General features: G+C 71.0%; 20 protein-coding genes. 5 read left to right on the top strand and 15 right to left on the bottom strand.

Going from position 1 to position 23,179, the window contains the following annotated elements; translation table 11 throughout:
- The first annotated feature begins 109 nt into the window (after positions 1-109).
- Both F6W97_RS31390 and F6W97_RS31385 read left to right on the top strand, forming a co-directional pair.
- Complete coding sequence (locus F6W97_RS31390; RefSeq protein WP_230687128.1) at positions 110-1,918, top strand: bifunctional metallophosphatase/5'-nucleotidase; 1,809 nt, start codon at positions 110-112, stop codon at positions 1,916-1,918.
- Between the two features lie 209 nt (positions 1,919-2,127).
- A complete protein-coding gene (locus tag F6W97_RS31385) occupies positions 2,128-2,445 on the top strand; it encodes a chorismate mutase (RefSeq protein ID WP_269059721.1) in 318 nt (105 codons plus the stop codon).
- Between the two features lie 264 nt (positions 2,446-2,709).
- Here the strand turns inward: F6W97_RS31385 and F6W97_RS31380 are convergent, their stop codons facing one another.
- The 7 genes from F6W97_RS31380 to F6W97_RS31350 all read right to left on the bottom strand — a co-directional run bounded on the left by F6W97_RS31380 (position 2,710) and on the right by F6W97_RS31350 (position 10,711).
- Entirely contained in the window at positions 2,710-3,717 is a 1,008-nt protein-coding gene (locus F6W97_RS31380) for an ABC transporter ATP-binding protein (protein WP_155374166.1), read from the bottom strand.
- Positions 3,710-4,747, bottom strand: a complete 1,038-nt coding sequence (locus F6W97_RS31375) for an ABC transporter ATP-binding protein (protein ID WP_155374165.1) — start codon at positions 4,745-4,747, stop codon at positions 3,710-3,712. The genes F6W97_RS31380 and F6W97_RS31375 overlap by 8 nt, the downstream gene beginning before the upstream one ends.
- An 8-nt stretch (positions 4,748-4,755) precedes the next feature.
- Positions 4,756-5,739 carry an ABC transporter permease gene (locus F6W97_RS31370; protein ID WP_155374164.1) on the bottom strand — a complete coding sequence of 328 codons (984 nt, stop codon included), beginning with the start codon at positions 5,737-5,739 and terminating at the stop codon, positions 4,756-4,758.
- Entirely contained in the window at positions 5,732-6,640 is a 909-nt protein-coding gene (locus F6W97_RS31365) for an ABC transporter permease (RefSeq protein WP_155374163.1), read from the bottom strand. Before F6W97_RS31365 ends, F6W97_RS31370 begins: the two co-directional genes overlap by 8 nt.
- 142 nt (positions 6,641-6,782) lie before the next feature.
- A complete protein-coding gene (locus F6W97_RS31360) occupies positions 6,783-8,393 on the bottom strand; it encodes a peptide ABC transporter substrate-binding protein (protein ID WP_196279407.1) in 1,611 nt (536 codons plus the stop codon).
- 274 nt (positions 8,394-8,667) lie between these two features.
- Entirely contained in the window at positions 8,668-9,327 is a 660-nt protein-coding gene (locus F6W97_RS31355) for a response regulator (RefSeq protein WP_155374161.1), read from the bottom strand.
- Between the two features lie 67 nt (positions 9,328-9,394).
- Positions 9,395-10,711, bottom strand: a complete 1,317-nt coding sequence (locus tag F6W97_RS31350) for an ATP-binding protein (RefSeq protein WP_155374160.1) — start codon at positions 10,709-10,711, stop codon at positions 9,395-9,397.
- Between the two features lie 65 nt (positions 10,712-10,776).
- Here F6W97_RS31350 and F6W97_RS31345 point away from each other — a divergent pair, with 65 nt between their 5' ends.
- The 3 genes from F6W97_RS31345 (at position 10,777) to F6W97_RS31335 (ending at position 13,840) form a co-directional block, all read left to right on the top strand.
- Positions 10,777-12,093: a PspC domain-containing protein gene (locus F6W97_RS31345; protein WP_196279406.1), complete on the top strand. Its 1,317-nt coding sequence runs from the start codon at positions 10,777-10,779 to the stop codon at positions 12,091-12,093.
- Complete coding sequence (locus tag F6W97_RS31340) at positions 12,090-12,356, top strand: hypothetical protein (protein ID WP_155374158.1); 267 nt, start codon at positions 12,090-12,092, stop codon at positions 12,354-12,356. The genes F6W97_RS31345 and F6W97_RS31340 overlap by 4 nt, the downstream gene beginning before the upstream one ends.
- 227 nt (positions 12,357-12,583) lie before the next feature.
- Positions 12,584-13,840 carry a phosphatidylserine decarboxylase gene (locus F6W97_RS31335; RefSeq protein ID WP_155374157.1) on the top strand — a complete coding sequence of 419 codons (1,257 nt, stop codon included), beginning with the start codon at positions 12,584-12,586 and terminating at the stop codon, positions 13,838-13,840.
- 248 nt (positions 13,841-14,088) lie between these two features.
- On the opposite strand, the gene F6W97_RS31330 is transcribed toward F6W97_RS31335, so the two are convergent.
- The 8 genes from F6W97_RS31330 to F6W97_RS31295 all read right to left on the bottom strand — a co-directional run bounded on the left by F6W97_RS31330 (position 14,089) and on the right by F6W97_RS31295 (position 23,073).
- Positions 14,089-14,982, bottom strand: a complete 894-nt coding sequence (locus F6W97_RS31330) for a CDP-alcohol phosphatidyltransferase family protein (protein WP_230687125.1) — start codon at positions 14,980-14,982, stop codon at positions 14,089-14,091.
- 295 nt (positions 14,983-15,277) lie between these two features.
- Complete coding sequence (locus F6W97_RS31325; RefSeq protein ID WP_155374155.1) at positions 15,278-16,210, bottom strand: NUDIX hydrolase; 933 nt, start codon at positions 16,208-16,210, stop codon at positions 15,278-15,280.
- Positions 16,211-16,314: 104 nt separating this feature from the next.
- A complete protein-coding gene (locus F6W97_RS31320) occupies positions 16,315-17,274 on the bottom strand; it encodes an NUDIX hydrolase (RefSeq protein WP_155374154.1) in 960 nt (319 codons plus the stop codon).
- Between the two features lie 164 nt (positions 17,275-17,438).
- Positions 17,439-18,992: a glutamine-hydrolyzing GMP synthase gene (guaA, locus tag F6W97_RS31315; RefSeq protein ID WP_155374153.1), complete on the bottom strand. Its 1,554-nt coding sequence runs from the start codon at positions 18,990-18,992 to the stop codon at positions 17,439-17,441.
- Between the two features lie 27 nt (positions 18,993-19,019).
- Complete coding sequence (locus tag F6W97_RS31310) at positions 19,020-19,775, bottom strand: DUF3152 domain-containing protein (RefSeq protein ID WP_155374152.1); 756 nt, start codon at positions 19,773-19,775, stop codon at positions 19,020-19,022.
- Positions 19,776-19,785: 10 nt separating this feature from the next.
- Positions 19,786-20,964 (bottom strand): hypothetical protein, encoded by a 1,179-nt coding sequence (locus F6W97_RS31305; RefSeq protein ID WP_155374151.1) that lies wholly within the window; start codon positions 20,962-20,964, stop codon positions 19,786-19,788.
- Positions 20,961-21,389, bottom strand: a complete 429-nt coding sequence (locus F6W97_RS31300) for a hypothetical protein (RefSeq protein WP_155374150.1) — start codon at positions 21,387-21,389, stop codon at positions 20,961-20,963. Before F6W97_RS31300 ends, F6W97_RS31305 begins: the two co-directional genes overlap by 4 nt.
- Positions 21,390-21,429: 40 nt before the next feature.
- Complete coding sequence (locus F6W97_RS31295) at positions 21,430-23,073, bottom strand: FAD-dependent oxidoreductase (RefSeq protein ID WP_155374149.1); 1,644 nt, start codon at positions 23,071-23,073, stop codon at positions 21,430-21,432.
- Positions 23,074-23,179: the final 106 nt, after the last annotated feature.

Below are 23,179 nucleotides of genomic sequence, written 5' to 3'. Positions count from 1 at the left end.
AGAAACGCATACGCAAGGATGCCTTCATAAATCATCGCGCACCCCCGCGCGATGCCTACTCTGGAGGCCCCCCATGAATCACCCCCGTTCTCGGGGCTGGGCAGGCACAATGCGGCACCTGGCGCTGCCGGCGCTGGCGCTGGCCGTCGTCGCGACGATCCCGCTGAGCAGCGGTTCGAGCGCTTCCTCGGCCCCGGCGTGGACACCCCTCACGCCCGTGTCGGTCGACCTGGCCGCGGCGGCATCGGCCGACCACGCGGCATACGGCAACCTTCTCGCGTTCAACGACTTCCACGGCGCGATCGACCCGCCGACCGGCAGCGGCGCGGCGGTGCTCGGCACCCCCGCGGGCGGTGTCGAATACCTGGCCCACTGGGTCAAGCAGCTGCGCGCCGAGGGTGAGGCGGCCGGCCAGGAGGTCGTCACCGTCGGCGCCGGCGACATGATCGGCGCCACCCCGCTGGTCAGCGCGGCGTTCCACGACGAGCCCACCATCGAGCTGCTCAGCGAGCTCGGCCTGGACGTCAGCTCGGTCGGCAACCACGAGTTCGACGAGGGCGTCACCGAGCTCAAGCGCATGCAGCACGGCGGCTGCCACCCGGTCGAGGGCTGCTTCGCCGGCGACGGCTTCGACGGCGCGGAGTTCCAGTACCTCGCCGCGAACGTCACCGACAAGCGCACCAAGCTGCCGATCCTCCCGCCGGTCGACGTGAAGATCATCGACGGCGTGCCGGTCGGCTTCATCGGCATGACGCTGGAGGGCACCCCGGGCATCGTGAACCCGGCGGGCATCACCACGGTCGACTTCCGGGACGAGGTCGAGACCGCGAACCTGTGGAGCGGCCTGCTCCGCCTGCTCGGCGTCAAGGCGCAGGTGCTGCTGCTGCACGAGGGCGGCCAGCAGGGCGCCACCGGCAACGTCTCCACCTGTGACGGGTTCACCGGCGTGATCTCCCCGATCGTGGCCGGCCTGCGTGACGAGATCGGCGTCGTGGTCTCCGGCCACACGCACCGCTTCTACACGTGCCAGCTGCCCAACAAGTCGGGCAAGCCCGTCGTCGTCACCAGCGCCGGCACCAACGGCCAGCTGGTCACCGACATCACGCTGAACATGGACCGCCGCAGCCGCACCTTCACCTCGGTCGAGGCGCGCAACGTCGTCGTCGAGAACGGCGTCCGCAACGCCGACGGCACCTGGCAGACCACCGCCCCGGGCGTGTTCGTGCGCAACCCCGCGCTGGTCGACCCGGCCGCCAAGACGATCGCGGACAAGTACCGCGTCGCCGTGGCGCCGCTGGCCAACCGGATCGTCGGCAGCATCTCCGCCGACATCGTGCGCGACGTCGCGCCCAGCGGGGAGAGCCCGCTCGGCGACGTCATCGCCGACGCCCAGCTGGCCTGGACCGCCTCGGCCGGGGCACAGCTCGCGCTGATGAACCCGGGCGGCATCCGGGCGCCGCTCACCTTCGCGAACTCGCCCGGTGGCGAGGCCGCGGGCCAGGTGACCTACGGCGAGGCGTTCACCGTCCAGCCGTTCAACAACCTGGTGGTCACCCAGTCGCTGACCGGGGCGCAGCTCGACGCGGTGCTGGAGCAGCAGTTCGCCGGCCAGGCCGGCCAGAACACCACCAAGATCCTCCAGATCTCGGCGGGCTTCTCGTACTCGTACGACACCACCCTGCCGCTGGGCAGCCGGGTCTCCGGTCTGACGCTCAACGGCACGCCGATCGACCCGGCCGCCACGTACCAGGTCACGACGAACGACTTCCTGGCCAACGGCGGCGACAACTTCACGGCGCTGACCGCGGGCACGGGCCGGGTCTACGCGCCCGGGTTCGACGTCGACGCGCTGGTGGCGCACCTGGCCACCGGTCCGATCACCCCGGGACCGGCCAACCGCATCACCAAGCTCGGCTGACCCACCACCCGGATAGATCAAGGTCTCACATGATGGTCGAAGTGCTTGCGTCGCGAAGTGGGCATGGCATACTTGGCAACGTGATCAACCAGGCGTGCTCGTTTACCTATGGCTCCGGGAACCCGGCAGCCGTGGGTCGCGCCTGAGCACACAGACCTCACGAAAGCCCCGGGCTCCCAGAGCCCGGGGCTTTCGCCTTGCCCCGGCCACTGGTGAGCGACAATCCCACTGAGGAGTCCCACATGAGCGCCATCGCCCACGAGACCGGCACCGCCGCGCCGGAGGCAGCCACCGAGATCAGCTCGATGCGCGAACGCATCGACCAGATCGACGCCACCCTCATCGCGCTGTGGCAGGAGCGTGCCGCGATCTCGCAGCAGGTCGGCAAGACCCGCGTCGCCTCCGGCGGCACCCGCCTGGTGCTCAGCCGCGAGCGCGAGATCATGGACCGCTTCCGCGCCGAGCTCGGCCCCGACGGCACCCAGCTCGCCCTGCTCATCCTCCGCGCCGGCCGCGGCCCCCTCTGACCTGCGCAGCCGCGCACCCGCGCACCGCTCCTGGCCGCAACTCTTAAAGAGACGCGGCCATCGCGACCCGCCGTAGCCGCGACTCTTTAAGAGTTGCGGCAGGTGGGGGGCGGCGGGTGGCCGCAGGTGGGGTCGGGTGGTTGGGGGCACATGCACAGGGCACCGCCCGCTATGCGGACGGTGCCCTGCTCTATGTTGACCCGGTGGCGGGCGGTCCGGCCGGAGGCTCATTTCCACCTGACCGTTCGCCACCGGGAGACACTCCTACCCCGCGTGCACCACGTCCTTCTCCTGGGCGAAGTGGCACGCGCTCGGGTGGCCCGAGGTGGGGCGGATCTGCAGCAGCGGCGGCTCCGTCGCGCAGATCTCCTGGGCCTTCCAGCACCGGGTACGGAAGCGGCAGCCCGACGGCGGGTTGGCCGGCGACGGGACGTCGCCCTCCAGCCGGATGACCGCCTTGTGCTGACGGACCGTGGGGTCCGGCACCGGCACCGCGGACAGCAGAGCCTGCGTGTACGGGTGCGTCGGCCGGACGTAGATGTCGTCGTCCGTGCCGACCTCGACCATCTTGCCGAGGTACATCACGCCCACCCGGTCGGCGATGTGGCGCACCACCGACAGGTCGTGGGCGATGAAGATGTACGACAGGTTGAACTCGTTCTGCAGCTGGTCCAGCAGGTTCATCACCTGCGCCTGGATCGACACGTCGAGTGCCGACACGGGCTCGTCGCAGACGATGACCTCGGGCTTGAGAGCCAGCGCGCGGGCGATGCCGATGCGCTGGCGCTGTCCGCCGGAGAACTGGTGCGGGTACCGGTTGATGTGCTCGGGGTTGAGGCCGACCACGTCGAGCAGTTCCTGCACCTTGCGCCGCCGGTCGCGCTTGGGCGCCACGTCGGGGTGGATGTCGAACGGCTCTCCGACGATGTCGCCCACGGTCATCCGCGGGTTGAGCGAGGTGTACGGGTCCTGCATGACCAGCTGGATGTTGCGGCGCAGCCGGCGCTGATCGGCCGGGTTGAGCCGCAGCACGTCCCGCCCCTGGTAGCGCACCTCACCGGAGGTCGGCTTCTCGAGGTTCATCAGCAGCTTGGCCAGCGTCGACTTGCCGCAGCCGGACTCGCCGACGATGCCCAGCGTCTCACCCTTGTGCAGGTCCAGCGAGACGCCGTCGACCGCCTTGATCTGCCCGATGACGCGCTTGAAGAGAACGCCCTGGCGGATCGGGAAGTGCTTGACCAGGTCGCGTACTTCGAGGATCACTTCACTCACGGCCGTACAGCTCCTCTGCGAAGTGACAGGCACTTGACCGGACGCCACCCAGCTCGAGCAGCGCGGGGCGCTGGGTCGAGCAGATGTCACGCGCCATCCGGCACCGCGGGTGGAAGGCGCAGCCCGACGGAATGCGCAGCAGGTTGGGCGGAAGGCCCTTGATGGTGTTGAGCTCCTGGCCCTTGAGGTCCAGGCGCGGCAGCGAGTCCAGCAGGGCCAGCGTGTACGGGTGGCAGGGCTTGCCGTACAGCGCGTGCACGTCGGCCTGCTCCACGATCCGGCCCGCGTACATGACCGCGATCCGGTCCGCGACGTCGGCGACCACGCCGAGGTCGTGGGTGATCAGGATCATGCCCATGTTCCGGTCGCGGCGGATCTCCGCCAGCAGGTCCATGATCTGGGCCTGCACCGTCACGTCGAGCGCCGTGGTGGGCTCGTCCGCGATCAGCACCTCGGGGTCCAGCGCCAGCGCCATGGCGATCATGACGCGCTGGCGCATGCCGCCGGAGAACTGGTGCGGGTAGTCCTTCAGGCGCGTCTTGGCCGCCGGGATCTTGACCAGGTCCAGCAGTTCCGTGGCGCGCTTGTACCCGTCGGCGCGGCTCATGCCCCGCCGCTTGCGGAACAGCTCGGCGATCTGGAACCCGACCGTGAAGACCGGGTTCAGCGCCGAGAGCGCGTCCTGGAACACCATGGCGATGCCCTCGCCGCGGACCAGCCGACGCTCGTCCTTGCCCATGGTGAGCAGGTCCTTGCCGCGGAAGCGGATGGACCCGTTCGTCACGAAGCCCGGCGGGGTGTCGAGGATGCCCATGATGGTCTGCGCCGTGACGCTCTTGCCGGACCCGGACTCGCCGAGCACCGCCAACGTCTCACCGGCGTCCACGTGGTACGACACGCCGTTGATCACCTTGGCCACGCCGTCCCGGGTGCGGAACTCCACGTGCAGGTTCTCGATCTCGAGCAGGTGGCCGGCGGAGCGGCCGTCGACGCCCAGCACCGGCGCCGTCTTCACTTTGATGTCACTCACGACGCCTCCTAGCGCAGCTTCGGGTCGAGTGCGTCGCGCACGGCGTCGCCGAGCATGACGAAGCTGAGCACCGCGATCGCGAGGAATGCGGCGGGGAACGCCATCATGTACGGCGCGGCCTCCATGTACTGGCGGCTGTCGCCGATCATGATGCCCCAGGAGACGACCGGCTGACGCAGACCGACACCGAGGAACGACAGCGTCGCCTCCGCGCCGATGTACGCACCCAGCGTGATCGTGCCGACCACCACCATCGGCGCGATGGCGTTGGGCAGGACGTGCCGGAAGATGACCCGGCCCGGGCGTGCGCCCAGTGCCTGCGCGGCGTGGACGTAGTCCAGCTGCTTGGTCGACAGCACCGCCGCCCGCATGATGCGGGCGAACGACGGCCAGCCAAGCGCGATGAACGTCAGGATCACCAGGCTGGTGATCCGGAAGGCGCTCGGGTTGCTCTGCACCGGCGCGAAGGTCGACAGGATGACCAGTGCGCCCAGCACGAACGGCAGACCGAGGAAGATGTCGCCGAACCGTGCCAGCAGGGTGTCGGTCCAGCCGCCCAGGTAGCCGCTCAGGATGCCGAAGAACCCGCCCAGCAGCATGTTGCCGATGACGGCGGACAGACCCACCAGGATCGAGGCGCGGGCGCCGTAGATCGTCCGGGCGTAGATGTCCGCGCCCTGCAGGTCGAATCCGAACTGGCCCTGCTTGCCGAACTGGAACCACGCGCCGAAGTCCGGCGGGGTCAGGCTCCGGTTGAGGTCGGCCGCCAGCGGGTCCGCGGAGGTGAACAGCTGCGGGACGGCGGCCATCAGCACGAAGAGCGTGATCAGGATCGCCGAGATCACGAACAGCGGCTTGCGCCGCAGCTCGTACCACGCGTCCGTCCACAGGCTGCGGGGCTTGTCCTTGCGGGGGGCCGGCTCCACCACCGCCGGGGTCACCGGCATCGGGGCGGCCTCGGCCGTGGGGGTGGCCACTTCCGGGCTACTCATAGCGGATCCTCGGGTCCAAGACCCCGTACAGAAGGTCGACGAGCAGGTTGACGATGAGGTAGACGAGCACCAGGATCGCCACGATCGACACCACCACACCGGACTGCCGGCGGTTGATCGAGTCGAACAGCAGACCGCCGATGCCGCGGATGTTGAAGATGCCCTCGGTGACGATGGCGCCGCCCATGAGCGAGCCGAGGTCGAGGCCGAGCCAGGTGACGACCGGGATCATCGAGTTGCGCAGCAGGTGCACGCCCGTGACTCGGCTGGGGGCCAGGCCCTTGGCGACCGCGGTCCGCACGTAGTCGGCGCGCCGGTTCTCCACCAGGTTCACCCGGGTCAACCGGGTGATGTACGCCAGCGAGCCGCTGCCCAGGATGAGACCCGGGATGATCAGCTCCACCCAGGGCGCCTCCGGCGACACCGACGCCAGACCCAGGGAGTAGCGGGCCACCAGACCGATCACGAAGATCGGCATCGCGATCAGGACCAGGGTCGACACCAGCACCAGGTTGTCGATGAAGCTGCCCCGGCGCAGGCCCGTGAGCACACCGGCGGTGATGCCGATGAGCGCCTCGGCCGCCACGGCGACCAGCGCCAGCTTGATCGAGACGGGGAAGGCCTGCGCGAGCAGGTCGCCGATCTCGGTGCCGTTGAAGGTCTGACCGAACTCGCCCTGCAGCAGGTTGGTCAGGTAGTTGAAGTACTGCACGGGCAGCGGGTCGTCCAGGCCGAACTTGTCGGTCATGAACTTGACGTACGACTCCGGGCACTGCCGCTCGCCGCAGCGTCCCGCGAAGGGATCACCTGGTAGTCCCCACACCAGGAACCAGATGAGAAAGGTGGTGCCGATGAACACAGGGATCGCCTGCAGCAACCGGCGGAGGGCATAACGCCCCATGACTACTCCTCACTGAACCTCGCCGAGATAGGGCCGACCCCACATGCCACGGCGGTCACCCGCCGCGTCACCTGGGGTCGGACCCGCCGGCGTGCCGCGCCCTCGCGGGCCACGGCACGCCGGTTCATATCCGGTGCCTAGCTCACTTGACCGTGACCGTGGCCAGGTCGAGCTCGCCGAAGGTGTTGATGGTGACGGTGCCGAGCTTCGCGGACCACACCGACTGCTGCGACGAGTGCCACATCGGGATGGTCGGCATGAGCGCCGGCAGCATCGCCTCGGCTTCCTGGTACAGCTTCTCGGCGGCCGCGAGGTCGGAGGTACCGTCGGCCTCCTTCAGCTTGGCGTCGAGGGCCGCGTCCGAGAACTTGCCGTCGTTGGACGAGGCACCCGTCTTGACCAGCGGGTTCAGCCAGTTCTCGATGTGCGGGTAGTCAGCCTGCCAGCCGGCGCGGGACATGCCCGTCATCTTCTGGGTCTGGACCAGGGTGCGGAACTCACCGAAGGTCGGGAACGGCTTGCCCACGCACGGCACACCCAGAGAGGTCTGGATGCTGTTGCAGACCGCGTCGACCCACGCCTTGTGCGGGCCGTCACCGTTGTACGCCAGGGAGATCTCGGCCGGCTTGGTGGCCGCCGAGTCGAACAGGGCCTTGGCCTTGGCGGCGTCGAACGTGCAGAACTCGCCGCACACGCCGTCCTTGAAGCCGGCCATGTTCGGGTTGACCCAGCCGTTCATCGGGATGCGGGTGTTGTTGAAGATCTTCTCGACGATCAGCTTGCGGTCGATCGCCATCGAGATCGCCTGGCGCACCTTCGGGTCGTTGTAACCCGGCAGCCAGGTCGGCATCGCGAGGAAGGCCGACGACGAGACCGGCTTGTTGCTCGAGGCAGCGCCGAAGTCCGTCTTGTACAGGTCGCCGACCAGCTTGGCCTGCGGGACCTGCTGCTGGAAGTCGATGGTGCCGTTCTTGACGTCCTCGTAGGCGGCGGCGTCGTCGGTGTAGACGCGGAAGATGACGTCCTTCACCTTCGGCTTCTCGGCACCCTGGTAGTCGTCGAAGCGGGTGACCTTCAGCTCGACGTTCTTGGTCCACGACTCGAGCTTGAAGGGGCCGTTGCCGATCGGCTTCTGGCCGAAGGCAGCCGGGTCCTTGAAGAAGGCCTCGGGCAGCGGCATGAACGCCGAGTAACCGACCTTGATCGGCCACAGGTTGGACGGAGCGCCCAGGGTCACCGTGAAGGTGGTGTCGTCGACGACCGCGAGGCCCTCGAGCTTGTCGGCCGCCGGCTTCGGAGCCTCCTTGGGGCCGTCATCGTCCGGGTCCGCGGTCGCGACCTTGTCGTAGCCCTTGATGTCGGCGAAGAAGGTGCCGTTGACCAGGCCGTTCGGCGAGTACGCCGCGTAGTTCCACGCGTCGACGTAGTTCTTCGCGGTGACGGGGGTGCCGTCGTGCCACTTCCAGCCCGACTTCAGCTTGACCGTCCAGGTCGCGCCGCTGTCAGCGGAGGTGATCGACTCGGCGTTCGCCATCTCGGTCTTGGCGTCGGCAGCCGCGTAGTTCGTCAGACCGGTGAAGAGCGCGTCGATGACCACGCCGCCCTGGGTCTCCGAGGTACCGGCCGGCACGAGCGGGTTCTGGGGCTCGCCCCAGCTGATGATGAACGAGCCGTCAGTCTTGGGTGCTTCCGGCTCAGGCGTGCTGGTGCAACCAGCGGCGGCCAGGGCGACAGCGGTCAGACCGACTGCCACCTTCCATGGGGTAATCCCACGCATGCGTGTGCCTCCTCAGGCGTCTCACGAGGGGGTGTGAGGTGGCCACACTTTCGCACCCCGTGAGCACGCGCCGGAAGGGCCTGATACCAACCCGTTACCGAGACGGGACGACGCCGATATCCCGTCAAGAAATCCTTCACATCTCCGCGTAGCTTTTTGACCAGCGGATTTAGGCCGCCTGACGGAGAAGTTGATCGAGGAACGAAACAAGATGGTAACTGGCATCCCAGCCTGTGGGCGATACCGAGAGTTACACGAGGCGTCGATCTGCGGCCCAACGCGACAATTCGTACCGGTTGGACATCTGTAGCTTTCGGAGCACATTGGAGACGTGGGTCTCCACCGTCTTGATGGAGATGAACAGCTCCTTGGCGATCTCCTTGTACGCGTACCCCCGCGCCAGCAGCCGCAGCACCTCGCGCTCCCGGTTGGTCAGCTGGTCCAGCTCCGGGTCGGCCACCGGCGCGTCCGGGCGCGCGGCGAAGGCGTCCAGCACGAAGCCGGCCAGCCGGGGCGAGAAGACCGCGTCCCCGTCGGCCACCCGCCGGATCGCGTCCACCAGGTCGTCCGGGGAGATCGTCTTGGTGACGTAGCCGCGAGCCCCCGCCCGGATCAGGCCGATCACGTCCTCGGCCGCGTCGGAGACCGACAGCGCCAGGAAGCGCACCTGCGGCTGGGTCTTGCGCACCGCGTCGAGCACCGCCCGGCCCCCGCCGTCGGGCATGTGCACGTCCAGCAGCACCACGTCCGGCACCACCGAACCGATCATCGACACGGCCTGGGCCACCGTCGCCGCCTCGCCGACCACGTCGACGTGCGCCCCCAGCTCGGCCCGCACACCCGCCCGGAACATCCCGTGGTCGTCGACCAGGAACACCCGCAACCGCTGCCCGCTGACGCTCTCGCTCATGCCCGCTCCTCGCTACGCTCGTTCATGGCTCGTCGCCCGCTGCCCTGCCGTGCCCGCTGTCGCCCGCTCATGCCGGCGTCTCCTTGGGCTCCTTCGGCGAGGCGACCGTCATGGTCAGCCTGACCTCGGTGCCCTCGCCGACCTCGCTGCGGATCTCCGCGTGGCCGCCGTGCCGCGACATGCGCCCGATGATCGAACCACGGACGCCGTGCCGCCGCTCCTCGACGCCGTTGAGGTCGAACCCGACGCCGCGGTCGCGGACGAACACGCTCAGCATGGTCGGCTCCGCCTCGGCGTACAACGACACGGTCTTGACCTTGGCGTGGCGGGCCGCGTTGACCAGTGCCTCACGCGCCGCGGCCACGATCGCCGAGACCTTGTCGTCCACCAGGCGGTCACCGACCACCACCGCCTCCACGGCGATGCCGTAGGTGTCCTCGACCTCGGCGGCGGCCTGCTGGAGCGCCGCGGCGAAGTGCTCGGTCGGCGACCCGGTGGGCTGGTAGAGCCAGTTCCGCAGGCTGCGCTCCTGGCCGCGGGCGATGCGCTGCACGGCGGCCGGGTCGGCGGCGTTGCGCTGGATCAGCGCCAGCGTGTGCAGCACCTGGTCGTGCACCATCGCGGCGAGCTCCGCCCGCTCCTGCTCGCGGATGCGGCCCTCCCGCTCGGCGCGCAGCGCGGTCAGCGTGCGCCACAGCACCGGTGCCGCCACCAGGCCGACGCCCGCGAGCGCGACCAGCGCGAACGCGATCGCCCGCCACATGTCGGCCCAGGAGACGTTGGCGACCGGGGAGTAGAGGAAGACCAGCCCGAGGATGCCGACCGCGACCAGCACCCCGCCGGCCAGGAAGCGCAGCAGGTAGATCCGGCGGTCGCCGTCGGAGAGCGCGGCCAGCCAGGGCGCCGACGGCGACTCGTCGGACCAGCGCTGGCGGCGGTCCGGGTCGCTCTGGTGCCAGATGATGCCCGCGCCGACCGCGACCAGGGCGACCAGCCAGCCGACGGTCATCCCGATCCCGCCGTTGCGGTTGATCAGGGTGCTCACCGTCATCAGCGCCAGCCCGGCCAGCACGAACGGGGCCAGCCGCAGCAGCGAGCGGGGACGGGTCTCCCCCGGCCCGGCGGGCAGCACGGCCCAGAAGGCGGCATACAGCAGCGCGCCCAGGCCGTTGATCGGCAGCAGCAGCACGAAGGCGATCCGGATCAGGGTGGGTGACAGCCGTACGTTCGCGGCGATGCCCCCGGCCACCCCGGCGACCAGGCGGTCGGAGCGGGAGCGGGTCAGGCGGGGGTACTCGGGCACGGAGGGCTGCACAGGGTCGATGGTTTCACGAGGTGGACGCCATCGCCCACGGGTGAGCCCCGGAGATGGGCCACCCGACATTCTCAGGGTCCGCTCAGGGTCGCCGCCTGAGGCAGGTCAGGCCAGCTCAGCGCGACTATCGTCATATGACCGACGAGACCCCGGCGCCCCCCGGCGCGGTGCCCTCCGCGGAGGCTCCGCCCGCGGCACAGGCGCCACCCCCACCCCAGGGCGAGCCCTCCTCCCCGTACGTCTCCTGGGCGGCGCCGTACGGCCTGATCCGGCCGCGCCACGGCCGCTACCTGGCCGGCGTGTGCGGCGCACTGGGCCGCGCCACCAAGACCGATCCGCTGCTGTGGCGGGTGCTGATCGGCGTGCTGTCCGTGTTCGGCGTGGGCATCGTCATCTACCTGGCGGCCTGGCTGCTCACCCCGGCCGAGGGCGACAGCTCCTCGCCGGTCGAGGCGCTGTTCGGCCGCGGCTACTCGGGCACCTCGTCCACGCTGACGCTGGTGATCGGCGTACTCACGGTGATCATGATCGGTGCGGTGACCAACAGTTTCGAGGTCGCCGTCATCGCCGCGATCGGGCTGGTCATCGCCGCGCTCGTGGTGAGCCGCAACACGGTCGGCGGCCAGCCGCCGCGCAGCCGCCCCGGCGCGACCTACCTGCCCCCCGACTACGCGGCGGCACCGGTCACCGTGCCGGCCGCCGCCCCGATGCCCAGCGCGGTGACGGTGCCCGTGCCGCCGGTGGACCCCGCCGGTTACCGGGCCCCGTTCGCCCCGCACGGGCCGTACGCCCCGGCCGCGCCGCCGCCCCCGCCGCTCCCGCCCAAGCCGCTCAAGATCAAGCGCGAGCCGTCCCGGCTCGGCCGGCTGATCTTCGGGCTCGCCATGGTCGCACTCGGCGGCCTGGCCATGATCGACATGACCGGCCGCTCGGTTCCGGGCAGCCTCTACGTCGCCGCCGCGCTGGGTGTGGTGGGCTTCGGGCTGGTCATCGGCGCCTGGTTCGGCCGGGCCCGCGGCTACATCCTGATCGGCATCGTGCTCGCCCTGGCGCTGCCGATGGTCGCCGCGACCGGCGACTGGAGCCGCGAGCGCACCCAGGCCGGCAGCGTGACCTGGATGCCCACCACCATGGAAGAGCTGCACGACCGGTACGAGCACCGCTTCGGCGAGGCCACCCTCGACCTGAGCGGGCTCGACCTGACCGGCAAGGACGTGCAGGTGACCGCGCAGATCACCGGCGGCGACCTGAGGGTCATCCTGCCGCCGGACACCGACGTCACCGTCGTCACCAAGGTCAACCTCGCCGACGCCGACGTCTTCGGCCGCAGCATCAGCGGGGCCGGGCAGCGCGACACCCAGACCAGCCTCGGCGACGACGGCAAGCCAGGCCCCGGCAAGCTGCACCTCGTACTCGACGTCAACCTCGGTCACGCGGAGGTGGTCCGGTGAAGAACCACCGCACCGATTCGGTTTCACTGTTCTTCGGCCTCATCTTCCTGCTCGTGGCAGGCGCCTTCCTGGTCGACCAGGTGACCGACGTGGCGCTGCCCTCGCTGGGCTGGTTCATCGCCGGCGGCCTGATCATCCTGGGCGTGCTGGCCGTGCTCGGGGCGCTGTCGCCCCGGCGGCCCGCCGCCGTCGAGCCGACACCGGAGCCGGAGCCGGAGCCGGTCGGGGCCGCCGCCGAGCCGGAGCCTGAGCGCGCCGGCTGAGCGCCCGTCTCCACCAAGCGCCCCTCACCGCGCGAGCCCGCGGTGGGGGGCGCTCTATGCTGACCGGTGAGACACCGGCCGACGACGACGAGGAGCAGCCACCGTGCGCGAGCAAGACCCGCTCGGTCAGGCTGCCGACGAGCGCAGCGAGCAGCAGGCGTGAGCGAGCGCAGCGAGCCAGCCACTACGCCCGGTCACGCCGCCGACGAGCGCACTGAGGAGAAGGAATGAGCCAGCACCCGACCGATCGACCCGGCGCCCCCGCGCTGGGTCCCCTCGGCCAGATCCGGATCGGCGACCGCGCCGCCCGCACCCTGACCACCGAGCTGGCCCGCCACGCGGGCCCCAAGACCGCCCTGCTGGTCGGCGCGTCGGCGGACTCGCTGGTGCTGGCCGAGGCGCTGGACGCGCTGCTGCCCGGTGACAAGCTCACCGTGGTCGCCGCCGACGCGAGCGTCGCGGGCCACCTGGCCACCCTGGGCAGCTTCCTGGCCGAGCGGGTCAAGGTCGTCGACGACCTGCCCGCGGCCGAGGCCGCCGACCTGGTCATCGTCGCCGAGCCGGTGGTCGGCTCCGGCGAGGAGGCGCGCAACACCGTCGAGCAGCTGAGCAAGTACGTCGCCGAGGGCGGTCTGCTGATCATCGCCGCGGTGGCGCTGCCCGGCCTGTCCGGCGGGGCGACCGACGAACTCGACCGCATCGCCGCCCGCCAGGGCGTCGGCTCCGACCTGGTGCTGCGCAACACCCCGCCGGTACGCGTGCACCGCCTGCGCTTCACCGACGTCGACCCGAGCGTGGCCGGCAAACTCAGCCCGGCCTTCCGCCCGTCCAGCGTGCCGCTGTTCGGCACCATGAACATCGACTCCAACGGCGTCGCGGCGGCCGGCATCGCGCTGGGCGCGGCCGCGTTCCTCAAGGCCACCCGCCCGAAGTCGAAGGCGTGGGTGCTGCCCGCGCTGCTCGCCGCCCCCGTGGCCGCCTTCTTCCGCGACCCCGAGCGCGAGATCCCCGCCGACCCGAGCGCTGTCGTCGCCTCGGCCGACGGCCGGGTCCTCAGCGTGGAGCACATCTACGACGAGCGCTTCGCCGACGAGGAGTTCCTGCGCATCGCGGTGTTCCTGTCCGTGCTCGACGTGCACGTCAACCGGGCCCCGGTGGCCGGCAAGGTCGTCGACTACTTCGTCGAGGACGGCGGGTACGCCAACGCGATGAAGCCGGAGGCGGAGCACAACGTGGCCGCGTACACCGTGCTGGAGACGCCGGACCGCAACCGGGTCGTGGTGGCCCAGCGCACCGGCCTGATCGCTCGCCGCATCGTGCAGCGGGCCCCGATCGGCGCGCTGCTGGCCAAGGGCGAGCGGTTCGGCCTGATCCGCTTCGGCTCCCGCACCGACGTCTACCTGCCCGCCGACAAGGCCGAGGCCCTGGTCGCCCCCGGCGACCGCGTCTCGGGCGGCTCCACGGTCATCGCCCGCCTGCGCTGACCCTCCCGCACTCCCCCGGACCGGGGCCCTGCCGCACCACGCGGCGCGGCCCCGGTCCGTTTTCGCATAGACGTTGGCCTATCTGGATGAGAAAACCGCGATCGAACTCATCCAGATAGGCCAACGTCTATCTTGAACGGGCCGCGAAGCGGTGTGCGGCGGCTGCGGAGCGGCCGGGGCACGGAGCGAGCGCAAGAAGCGCCGCCCCGGTCCAGTGGACCGGAGCGGCGCTCGGTAGGTCTTGTGCGTCAGGCGATGCGGGCGGCGGTCCTGCGCTGGCGGGCCCAGATGACCGGGCCGCTCATCAGGTACACCAGCACCAGCAGGCCGAACGTGACCTGCGTGTTCCAGACCAGGCCGACCAGCGGCAGCAGGAACAGCGTCGGCGGCAGCTTGACCACCTTCGCGAGCTTCGCGTACGGGAAGCTGGAGACCATCGCGATGGCCAGCAGCACCACCCCGAACACCATCGCCCCGGCCGGCAGCTCGCTGCCCATCGTGGTCTTCAGCAGCACGGTCACCGCCAGCACCGTCGCCGCCATGGTGGTCGGCACGCCGCAGAAGAAGCGGCCGTCCTTCGGCGAGACGTTGAACCGGGCCAGCCGGACGGCCGCGCAGCAGGCGACCATGGCGCAGGCCACGATCAGCACGGGCGTCGGCACGGCGTCCTTGAGCGTGGCGAACACGACGACGGGGGCGGCGACGCCGAACGACGTCATGTCGCCCAGCGAGTCCATCTGCACGCCGAAGGGGCTGGCCACACCGAACTTGCGGGCCAGCGCGCCGTCGAGGCCGTCGAAGGTGATGCAGGCGAGCAGGCACAGTGCGCCGTACATGGGGTTCTGCTGGGTGACCGCGAGGAAGATGGCGGTCATACCGAGCAGCAGGCTGCTCAGCGTGCAAGCCTGTACCAGTGCGAACTTGATGCGGCGGTCGAGCGTGCGCTCGCCCGGCAGCAGCGGGATCGTCGTCGGGGTCGGCTGCTCCACCGTCTCGGCCGTGGCGGCCTGCTCGATGGCACGCAGTTCGACCGGGTCAAGGCCAGGCAGCGCGGTGCTCGTCGCAACGGAGTGATCAGCCTTGCGCAGGCGGCCCACCGGCACCAGCAGCATCTGCCGGGCGAAGGAGCCACCGGCACGCAAGCGGCCGGTCCACTGGCGGCCCGCAGGGCGCGGGCTGTCCGTCAAGCGACGCCGACGCCATAAGGCTCTCGGCACGTGTCGTCCCTCCATACCGGTTTCGGTTCCTTTCCGCCGCCTCAGCGGACCGACCGGCTTTTGCGGCCTACACCATCGCACACGTGCGTGTGCCTTGGCGATACCCGGCGCGATCTTCATGCGCCGTCCCTGCTGACGGGGGCAATCCGCCCATCGGAGGGCATGAGCGCTCCGGGGGCTGTTCGTCTTGTCAGCGTCCGAGTCTACCCGACAGCGGCAATCAGGAAATATGTCGCAATTCTCGGTGAGCCGACTCCGTGAGCGGAATACCGGCCAGCTCAGCGTGGGTGAACCAGCGGGCCTGCGCGGTGGACCCGCCGACCGCCTCGGTGACCGACGGCACTGTGGGCTCCGGCACCTCCACCCGGTACACGGCGCGCACGACATACCAGTCGTAGGGCTCGCCCTCGGGGCCCATCGCGGCGGGATTGTGTGTCGAGTTCACCCGCAGCAGCTCGGTCACCTCGCCGACCTGCCCCGACTCCTCGAACACCTCGCGGACCAGGCCGACCGGCGGGGTCTCGCCGAAGTCGGTGCCGCCGCCGGGCAGGTGCCACTTGCCCGCGCCCGGATAGTTCTCCGCGATCAGCGACAGCAGCACCCGGCCGGCCGGGTCGGTGACCACGCCGTACGCCCCGAAGCGGGCCACCTTGCGCGCGCCGGCGAGGTCGCGGCCGTCCGGGCCCGTCTCCCCCGACTCGTCGGGCCGGGCGGGCCGCTGCCCCGCGGCGGGGCCCGCGGTCTCCAGCCCGAGCGTGCGGGAGGCGAAGGGAATGAGGTCCAGCGAACCCAGCCGCGACGGCTCGATCCACGCGGGCAGGTCGGAGGTGCCGTCGGTTTCCACGGTCAGGTCGCCGCCGGTGACCGTCATGTCGTAGATGATCCGGTCGTGGTGCAGCAGCACCCCGCGCCACGGGAACTCGACGAGGTCGGATGTCACCTCGCGCAGGCCCGCGATGCGGGCGGTCAGCCCGGTCTCCTCGCGGAACTCGCGGACCACGGCCGCCGCCGGGTCCTCGCCGTGCTCCAGGCCGCCCCCGGGCAGGAACCACACGCCCGGGAAGTTGGACCTGGCCGACGAGCGGACCAGCAGCAGCCGGCCCTGCTCGTCATGCGCTATGCCGTAGGCCCCGATACGCCGCCGCTTCTCCATGCCGTCTCCTCGCTGACGCAAGCCGGCGGCATGACCAAGCGTCATGATTCGCTCGCTGCGCTCGCTCACCACGACAGGCTATCGGGCGCCCACGACACGGCCGGTCAGCCCGCCTGGTGATCCAGCGAGGCCGCCTTCAGCGCCTCGAAGGTGACCTCGGTGACGTCCTCCGGGCCGAGTTCGCCCAGCTCGTCCTTGGTGACCCAGCGGGCCTCGGCGGTCGAGCCGCCGACGTCGTACACCTTGGGTTTGGTGGCCCGGTCGACGCGGACCCGGTAGAAGGCCCGCACGCCGTGCCAGTCGATGGGGTAGCCCTCCGGGCCCAGCGACGCCGCGTCGCGGTGGCTGGCCACCCCGAGCAGCTCGCCGAGCCGGCCGCGCTGGCCCGTCTCCTCGACCAGCTCCCGGATCAGGGCGACCCCGGGCTGCTCGCCGTAGTCGGTGCCGCCGCCGGGCAGGTGCCACTTGCCGGCGCCCGGGTAGTTGGCCGCGATCCGGGTCAGCAGCACCCGCTGCAGCCGGTCGGTGACCACGGCGTACGCCGCGAAGCGCTGCGCGCGGTGCAGCCCGTCCGGCCCCGGCGCCGCGAAGAAGGACGGGAAGTCCGGCACCTCGTCGGGCAGCAGGTCGATCGCCGCCTCGGTGACGCCCAGCGCGCCCGCCGTGAACGGCCGCAGCGGCAGCAGGGCCGCCTCCTCGGGGCTGAGCCAGCGCACCAGGTCGGTGGGCTGGTCGACGCGCTCCCGCAACGCGCCGCCGCGAACCCGGGCCGCGTAGATCACGCGGTCGGTGTGGATGGTGACGCCGCGGTGCGGCAGCGCCCGCATGTCGGCCAGGACGTCGCGCAGCCCGGTCACGGCCACGCTCAACCCGGTCTCTGCGGCGGTCTCCCTGACGACGGTGTCATTGGGATGCTCGCCGTGGTCCACTGCCCCGCCAGGCAGGGACCACACGCCCGGCGTACCGGACTGCATGGAGGCCCGGACCAGAAGGACCTGGTCGGCCTCGTTGGTGATGACGGCGTAGGCGGCGATCCGCCGCAACGGCTCCAGCGCGGTGGTCACGAGAAACCATTCTCCCCCGGCGAGAAGATCACGACAAGATGTCCGATTTTACGATCATGTTTCCACCGCTATGCGCTGGTTTGCACCGGCCGTTCGGCCTACCCCAGAAGTGATCAAAGGCCCCACCCGGTAAGGGTGAGGCCTCGATCAGCAGATAGCGGGATTCACTCCCATTCGATGGTGCCCGGGGGCTTGCTCGTCACGTCCAGCGTCACCCGGTTGATCTCCCGCACCTCGTTGGTGATCCGGGTCGAGATCCGGGCGATGAGGTCGTACGGCAGGCGCGACCAGTCGGCGGTCATCGCGTCCTCGCTGGAGACCGGGCGCAGCACCACCGGGTGGCCGTAGGTGCGGCCGTCGCCCTGCACGCCGACCGAGCGCACGTCGGCCAGCAGCACCACCGGGAACTGCCACACGTCGCGGTCCAGCCCCGACGCGGTGAGCTCCTGGCGGGCGATCAGGTCGGCCGCCCGCAGGATGTCGAGGTTGTGCTGGTTGACCTCGCCGATGATGCGGATGGCCAGGCCCGGACCCGGGAACGGGTGCCGCCAGACCATCTCCTCGGGCAGGCCCAGGGTCGCCCCCAGCGCCCGCACCTCGTCCTTGAACAGCATGCGCAGCGGCTCGACCAGGTCGAACTTGAGGTCGTCGGGCAGGCCGCCCACGTTGTGGTGGCTCTTGATGTTGGCGGTGCCGGTGCCGCCGCCGGACTCGACCACGTCGGGGTAGAGCGTGCCCTGGACCAGGAAGCGCACGTCGCCGGCGGTGGCGATCTCGCGGGCCGCCGCCTCGAAGACCCGGATGAACTCCCGACCGATGATCTTGCGCTTGGCCTCCGGGTCGGTCACCCCGGCCAGCGCACCCAGGAAGCGCTCGGTCGCGTCGACCACCTTGAGCTTGATACCGGTCGCGGCGACGTAGTCGCGCTCCACCTGCTCCGCCTCGCCCGCGCGCAGCAGGCCGTGGTCGACGAACACGCAGGTCAGCTGGTCGCCGACGGCCTTGTGCACCAGCGCCGCGGCCACCGCCGAGTCGACGCCGCCGGACAGGCCGCAGATCACCTCGGCGTCGCCGACCTGGGCGCGGATCGCGGCCACCTGGTCGTCGATGACGTTGCCCATGGTCCAGACCGGCTCGATGCCGGCCACCTCGTGCAGGAACTTCTCCAGCAGGCGCTGGCCGTACGGGGTGTGCGCCACCTCGGGGTGGAACTGCACCCCGGCGAAGCCGCGGCTGACGTCCTCGAACGCGGCCACCGGCGCGCCCGGCGAGGCCGCCGTGACGGTGAACCCGGCCGGGGCGGCGCTCACGCAGTCGCCGTGGCTCATCCACACGTCCTGCTGCGCGGGCAGCCCGGCGAACAGCACGCCCGCCTCGGGCTGCGCCTCGACCACGGTGCCGCCGAACTCGCGCAGGCCGGTGTGGCTGACCGTGCCGCCCAGCGCCGCGGCCATCGCCTGGAAGCCGTAGCAGATGCCGAACACCGGCACACCCTGCTCGAACAGGCCCGCGTCGACCTGCGGGGCGCCCTGCTCGTACACGCTGGACGGGCCGCCGGACAGGATGATCGCGGCCGGGTTCTTCCGCATCATCTCCTCGACCGGCATGGAGTGCGGCACGATCTCGGAGTAGACCCGAGCCTCCCGCACCCGACGGGCGATGAGCTGGGCGTACTGGGCACCGTAGTCAACCACCAGGACGGGGCGAGGCGTCGTCATGACGTCAATCTTAGGGTGCGACGCAGGTCACCCCACGTAGTGGACCCCGTCCGGGTACGGGTACGGGTTGGGCTTGCAGCCCTGCAGCGACTTGGTCTGCTGCTGCATCACCGGCGCGAGCCTGCCCTTGCCGGGGCAGTTGACGTGTCCCTTGCCGAGGAAGTGCCCCACCTCATGGTTGATGACCATGTGCCGGTACACGTCCATGTCGGTGAACCCGTCCGCGCCGCTGGTCCAGCGCCGCAGGTTGATCACCACGTTGTCGCCGTACCGGCAGGAGAAGATGCCGTTGGTCTGCAGCCCCGCCTTGGCACAGAGCCGGTCGGTGGTGCCGGGGGTGGACAGCATGATGCGGAAGTTCGCGCTCGCGCCCGCGGCGACCCGCTGGAAGCGCCACTTCTTCGAGGCGATCCAGCTGTGCTCGTCGGCCAGCACCTCATCCACCACCGCCGCGAACCCGTCCGGGTCGAACGCGGTGATGCCCTCCTCCACCTGCACCTGGTACCGGCGCAGGGTGCCGGCGTCGCCGACCACCGGCGAGCTGCCCGCGGCGGTGCTGAACGTGCCCTCGCCGCGCTCCAGCACGGGGGCGTTCTTCGTCGGCTTCGGCGACGGCGCCTTCGACGGCGACGGCGACGGCTCGGCAGCCGACGGCTCCGCCGACACCAGCGGCTGCGGCGACGCGGCCTGCTGGAACTCCGGCTGCTCGGGCGTGCCGCACCCGGCCAGGGCCAGCGCCAGGACGGCGACCGTCGTCAAACGAGCGGTGAAGATCCTCCCCATGGCGATCACCTTATGTGGGCAGACCGGTCCTGTGGAGGTAGTCCCGCGCCCAAACCTGCTCCACGCCCTCGGCGAACGCGCCACCGGGCGGATCCGACGTCCAGACGTGCATCATCTCGGGCACGGTGACCGCGACCGACAGCGCCGGGCAGCCGCCGTACGGGGTGACCACGCCGATGCCCGGCGGCGCGACGGACAGGCACAGGTTGTGCGCGTGCCAGCGGGTCACCGGGCCGCCCGGATCCGGCCCCGGCGCGCCCGCGCGTTCCATCACGAAGACCACCCCGAGCAGGCTCGCCCGGCCGTCCTCGATCGCGAAGACGAGCATCTCCGGGCGGGCCGGGTCGAGCACCGCGCCGTCGGCCTTGAAGTCCGGGTGTTCCAGGTGCACGTCCGTTCCGGTCCGGCCGGTGATCGGCAGCTGGTATCCGGCGGCCAGCGCGTCGCCGAGACGGGCGAACCTGCGCATCGACTCCCTGGTCGCCGACGCCAGGCGGGTGGCGGCCGTGGCCTGCGCGGAGGTCGGATGGTGGTCCCCGGACAGCGGCCGCATGATGACCCCGGCCTGGGCGCGGGCCAGGTGCTCGTGGCCGCCCGCGTGGCTGTGCCCGACCGCCGGGGCCTGCTCGGTGCTCGCCGCCGACCCGGCCGACTGGTGCGCCTGGAGCGTGGACAGCCAGATCACCAGGCCGGTCAGCAGCACCCCCGCCACGGTCGACGTCGAGCCCAGCGCCCGCAGCAGGCGGCGCGGCCGGGCCGGGGCACGGACGGGCACCGCGGCCAGCCCGAACGCGACCAGCTCGACCAGCGCCGCGGCGATGCCGACCTGGTCGGCCTCCTCACCGCCACGCAGCAGGACGATCACGTAGCCGAGCAGGTTCAGCGGCACGAGCAGCACCGTCCCGGTCCGCCAGCCGCGGCGGCCGGTGAAGGCCAGCCAGGCCAGCAGCCCGTAGACCAGGCCGCTGCCGAGGAAGCCCGTGGTCAGCAGCGCGCTGTCCCGGTGGCCCAGCGGCAGCGCCAGGTGCACCGCTCCCGCCGCGCCCAGCAGCACGAACGCCCAGCGCGACACCGGCGCGACCGGGCCGCCCCGCAGGAACGGCAGGAACAGGCACGCCACGATGCCGGCGGTCAGCGCCGCGGTGTGCTCCGGTGCGATCCCGGTGAGCAGCGACTCGACGGCGTTCACCGGACCACCCCCACGGGCGGCAGGGCCGGTGCGGCCGGTTCCGGTTCGGGCTCGATCAGCAGGCGTACGCAGGTCACGGTCACCGCGACCGGTAGCACCAGCCCGGTGAGCAGCCCCGTCAGCGTCGGCGTGAAGTCCAGTTGCGGCAGTGCCCCGGCGACTACGCTCAGCGCGAACCCGGTCAGCGTCAGCAGCTGCAGTGCCACCACGGCGATCAGCGCGCCACGCCGTCCGCGTACCACCAGCGCCGCGAACACCAGCGTCACCGCCGCCTTCGTCACCGGCGCGAGCGCGTAGAGCGGGTTGCCGCCCATGAACAGCAGCTCGCCCAGCATCGCCAGCAGCCCCGCGCCGACCTGCACCAGCAGCAGCACGTACACCACGTCGGCGCGCCCGCCCCGGGCCGTGCGCACGGTCTCGTCCACCCGGTCAGGGTGCGGTGCCCGCATCGCGTTCAGGTCACGCTCAGGTGATTTTCCGGTACGGCTCGCCCAGCGGCGGCCGTCGATCCGGCTCCCCCTTCACCGGCCACGCCGCGAAGGCCCGCTCGGCCTGCGCGGTGATGGTCAGCGACGGGTTCACGCCCAGGTTCGCGGCGACCGCCGCCCCGTCGGCGACGTGCAGCCCCGGATGCCCGAAGACGCGCTGGTACGGGTCCACGACGCCATATTCGGCGTCCGCCCCGATGACGGCCCCGCCGAGGATGTGCGCGGTCAGCGGGATGTCGAGCACCTCCGGCAGCGCCCCGCCCGGCAGCCCGCCGATCTCCTCGGCCAGCAGGCGCACCGCCTCGTTGCCCGCCGGGATCCAGGTCGGGTTCGGCGCGCCGTGGCCCTGCGTCGAGCGCAGCCCGCCGCGCCGCAGCCGCACCGTCAGCGAGTTGTCCGCCGACTGCATGACCAGCGCGATGATGGTGCGGTTGGACCAGTCGCGCACCGACATGGCCCGCAGGTAAGCGAACGGCCACCGGAACATCGCCGCAGCCCAGCGCCGCCCGCGACCCGGCCCGCCGTCGGTCAGCGCCGACTGCAGCAGGCCCATCGAGTTCGAGCCCTTGCCGTAGCGCACCGGCTCGATGTGGGTCCGCTCGTCCGGGTGGAACGAACTCGTGATCGCCACGCCCTCGGTGTACTTGAGCCCCTGCTTGCGGGCCTGCCCCGGCAGCACCGTCGCGCCGACCAGCGACTCGGAGTTGGTCCGGGTCAGCGCCCCCAGCCGGTCCGACAGCCCCGGCAGGACGCCTGCGGCCTTCATGCCGTGCAGCAGCCGCTGCGTGCCCAGCGCGCCCGCCGCGAACACCACCTGCCCGGCCTCGATCACCCCGCCGCCGGCCGCCCGCCGCCTGCGCCCGAACCGCGTCCCGGTTCGAGCCAGCTCGACCCGGTAGCCGCCGCCGTCGACCGGCTTCACGGCGGTGACCGTCGACATCGGGAAGATCTGCGCCCCGGCCTGCTCGGCCAGCCACAGGTAGTTCTTGACCAGGGTGTTCTTCGCGTTGTGGCGGCAGCCGGTCATGCACTCGCCGCAGTGCAGGCAGCCCGCGCGCTCCGGGCCCTTGCCGTCGAAGTACGGGTCCGGCACGGACTGGCCCGGCATACCGAGGAAGACCCCGACGGGGGTGGGATGGAACGTGTCGCCGACGCCCATCCGCTCCGCGACCTTGCGCATCGCCTCGTCGGCAGGCGTGGTGCGGTCATAGACGGTCACGCCGAGCATCCGCTCCGCGGTGTCGTAGTGCGGGGCCAGTTCGGTCTTCCAGTCGGTGATGTCACGCCACTGCGGGTCGTTGTAGAACGCGTCCAGCGGGCGGTACAGCGTGTTGGCGTACACCAGCGAGCCGCCGCCGACGCCCGCGCCGGACAGCACCAGCACGCCAGCGCCGTCGTGGCCCTTGTCCGGCCTCAGCAGGGTGATGCGCTGGATGCCGTAGCAGCCCAGCGCCGGTGCCCACAGGAACCGCCGCAGCCGCCAGCTCGTCTTCGGGAAGTCGGCGTCCGCGAAGCGCCGCCCCGCCTCCAGCACGGCCACCGAGTAACCCTTCTCGGCCAGCCGCAGCGCCGCCACACTCCCACCGAACCCGGAACCGATCACCACCACGTCGTACCGCATGCCGAGATTATTACCGGCCAGTTAACTAACCGGAAGACCCGTCCGCCGCGCCGCTTCCACGCATGATCGCTGTTTCGTGTCGGAACCTGGGGTCAGACCTGAGGTT

The organism is Catellatospora vulcania, assembly GCF_009720385.1.
In the GTDB taxonomy this organism is placed as follows: domain Bacteria; phylum Actinomycetota; class Actinomycetes; order Mycobacteriales; family Micromonosporaceae; genus Catellatospora; species Catellatospora vulcania.
This window is presented reverse-complemented; position numbering and strand designations above follow the sequence as displayed.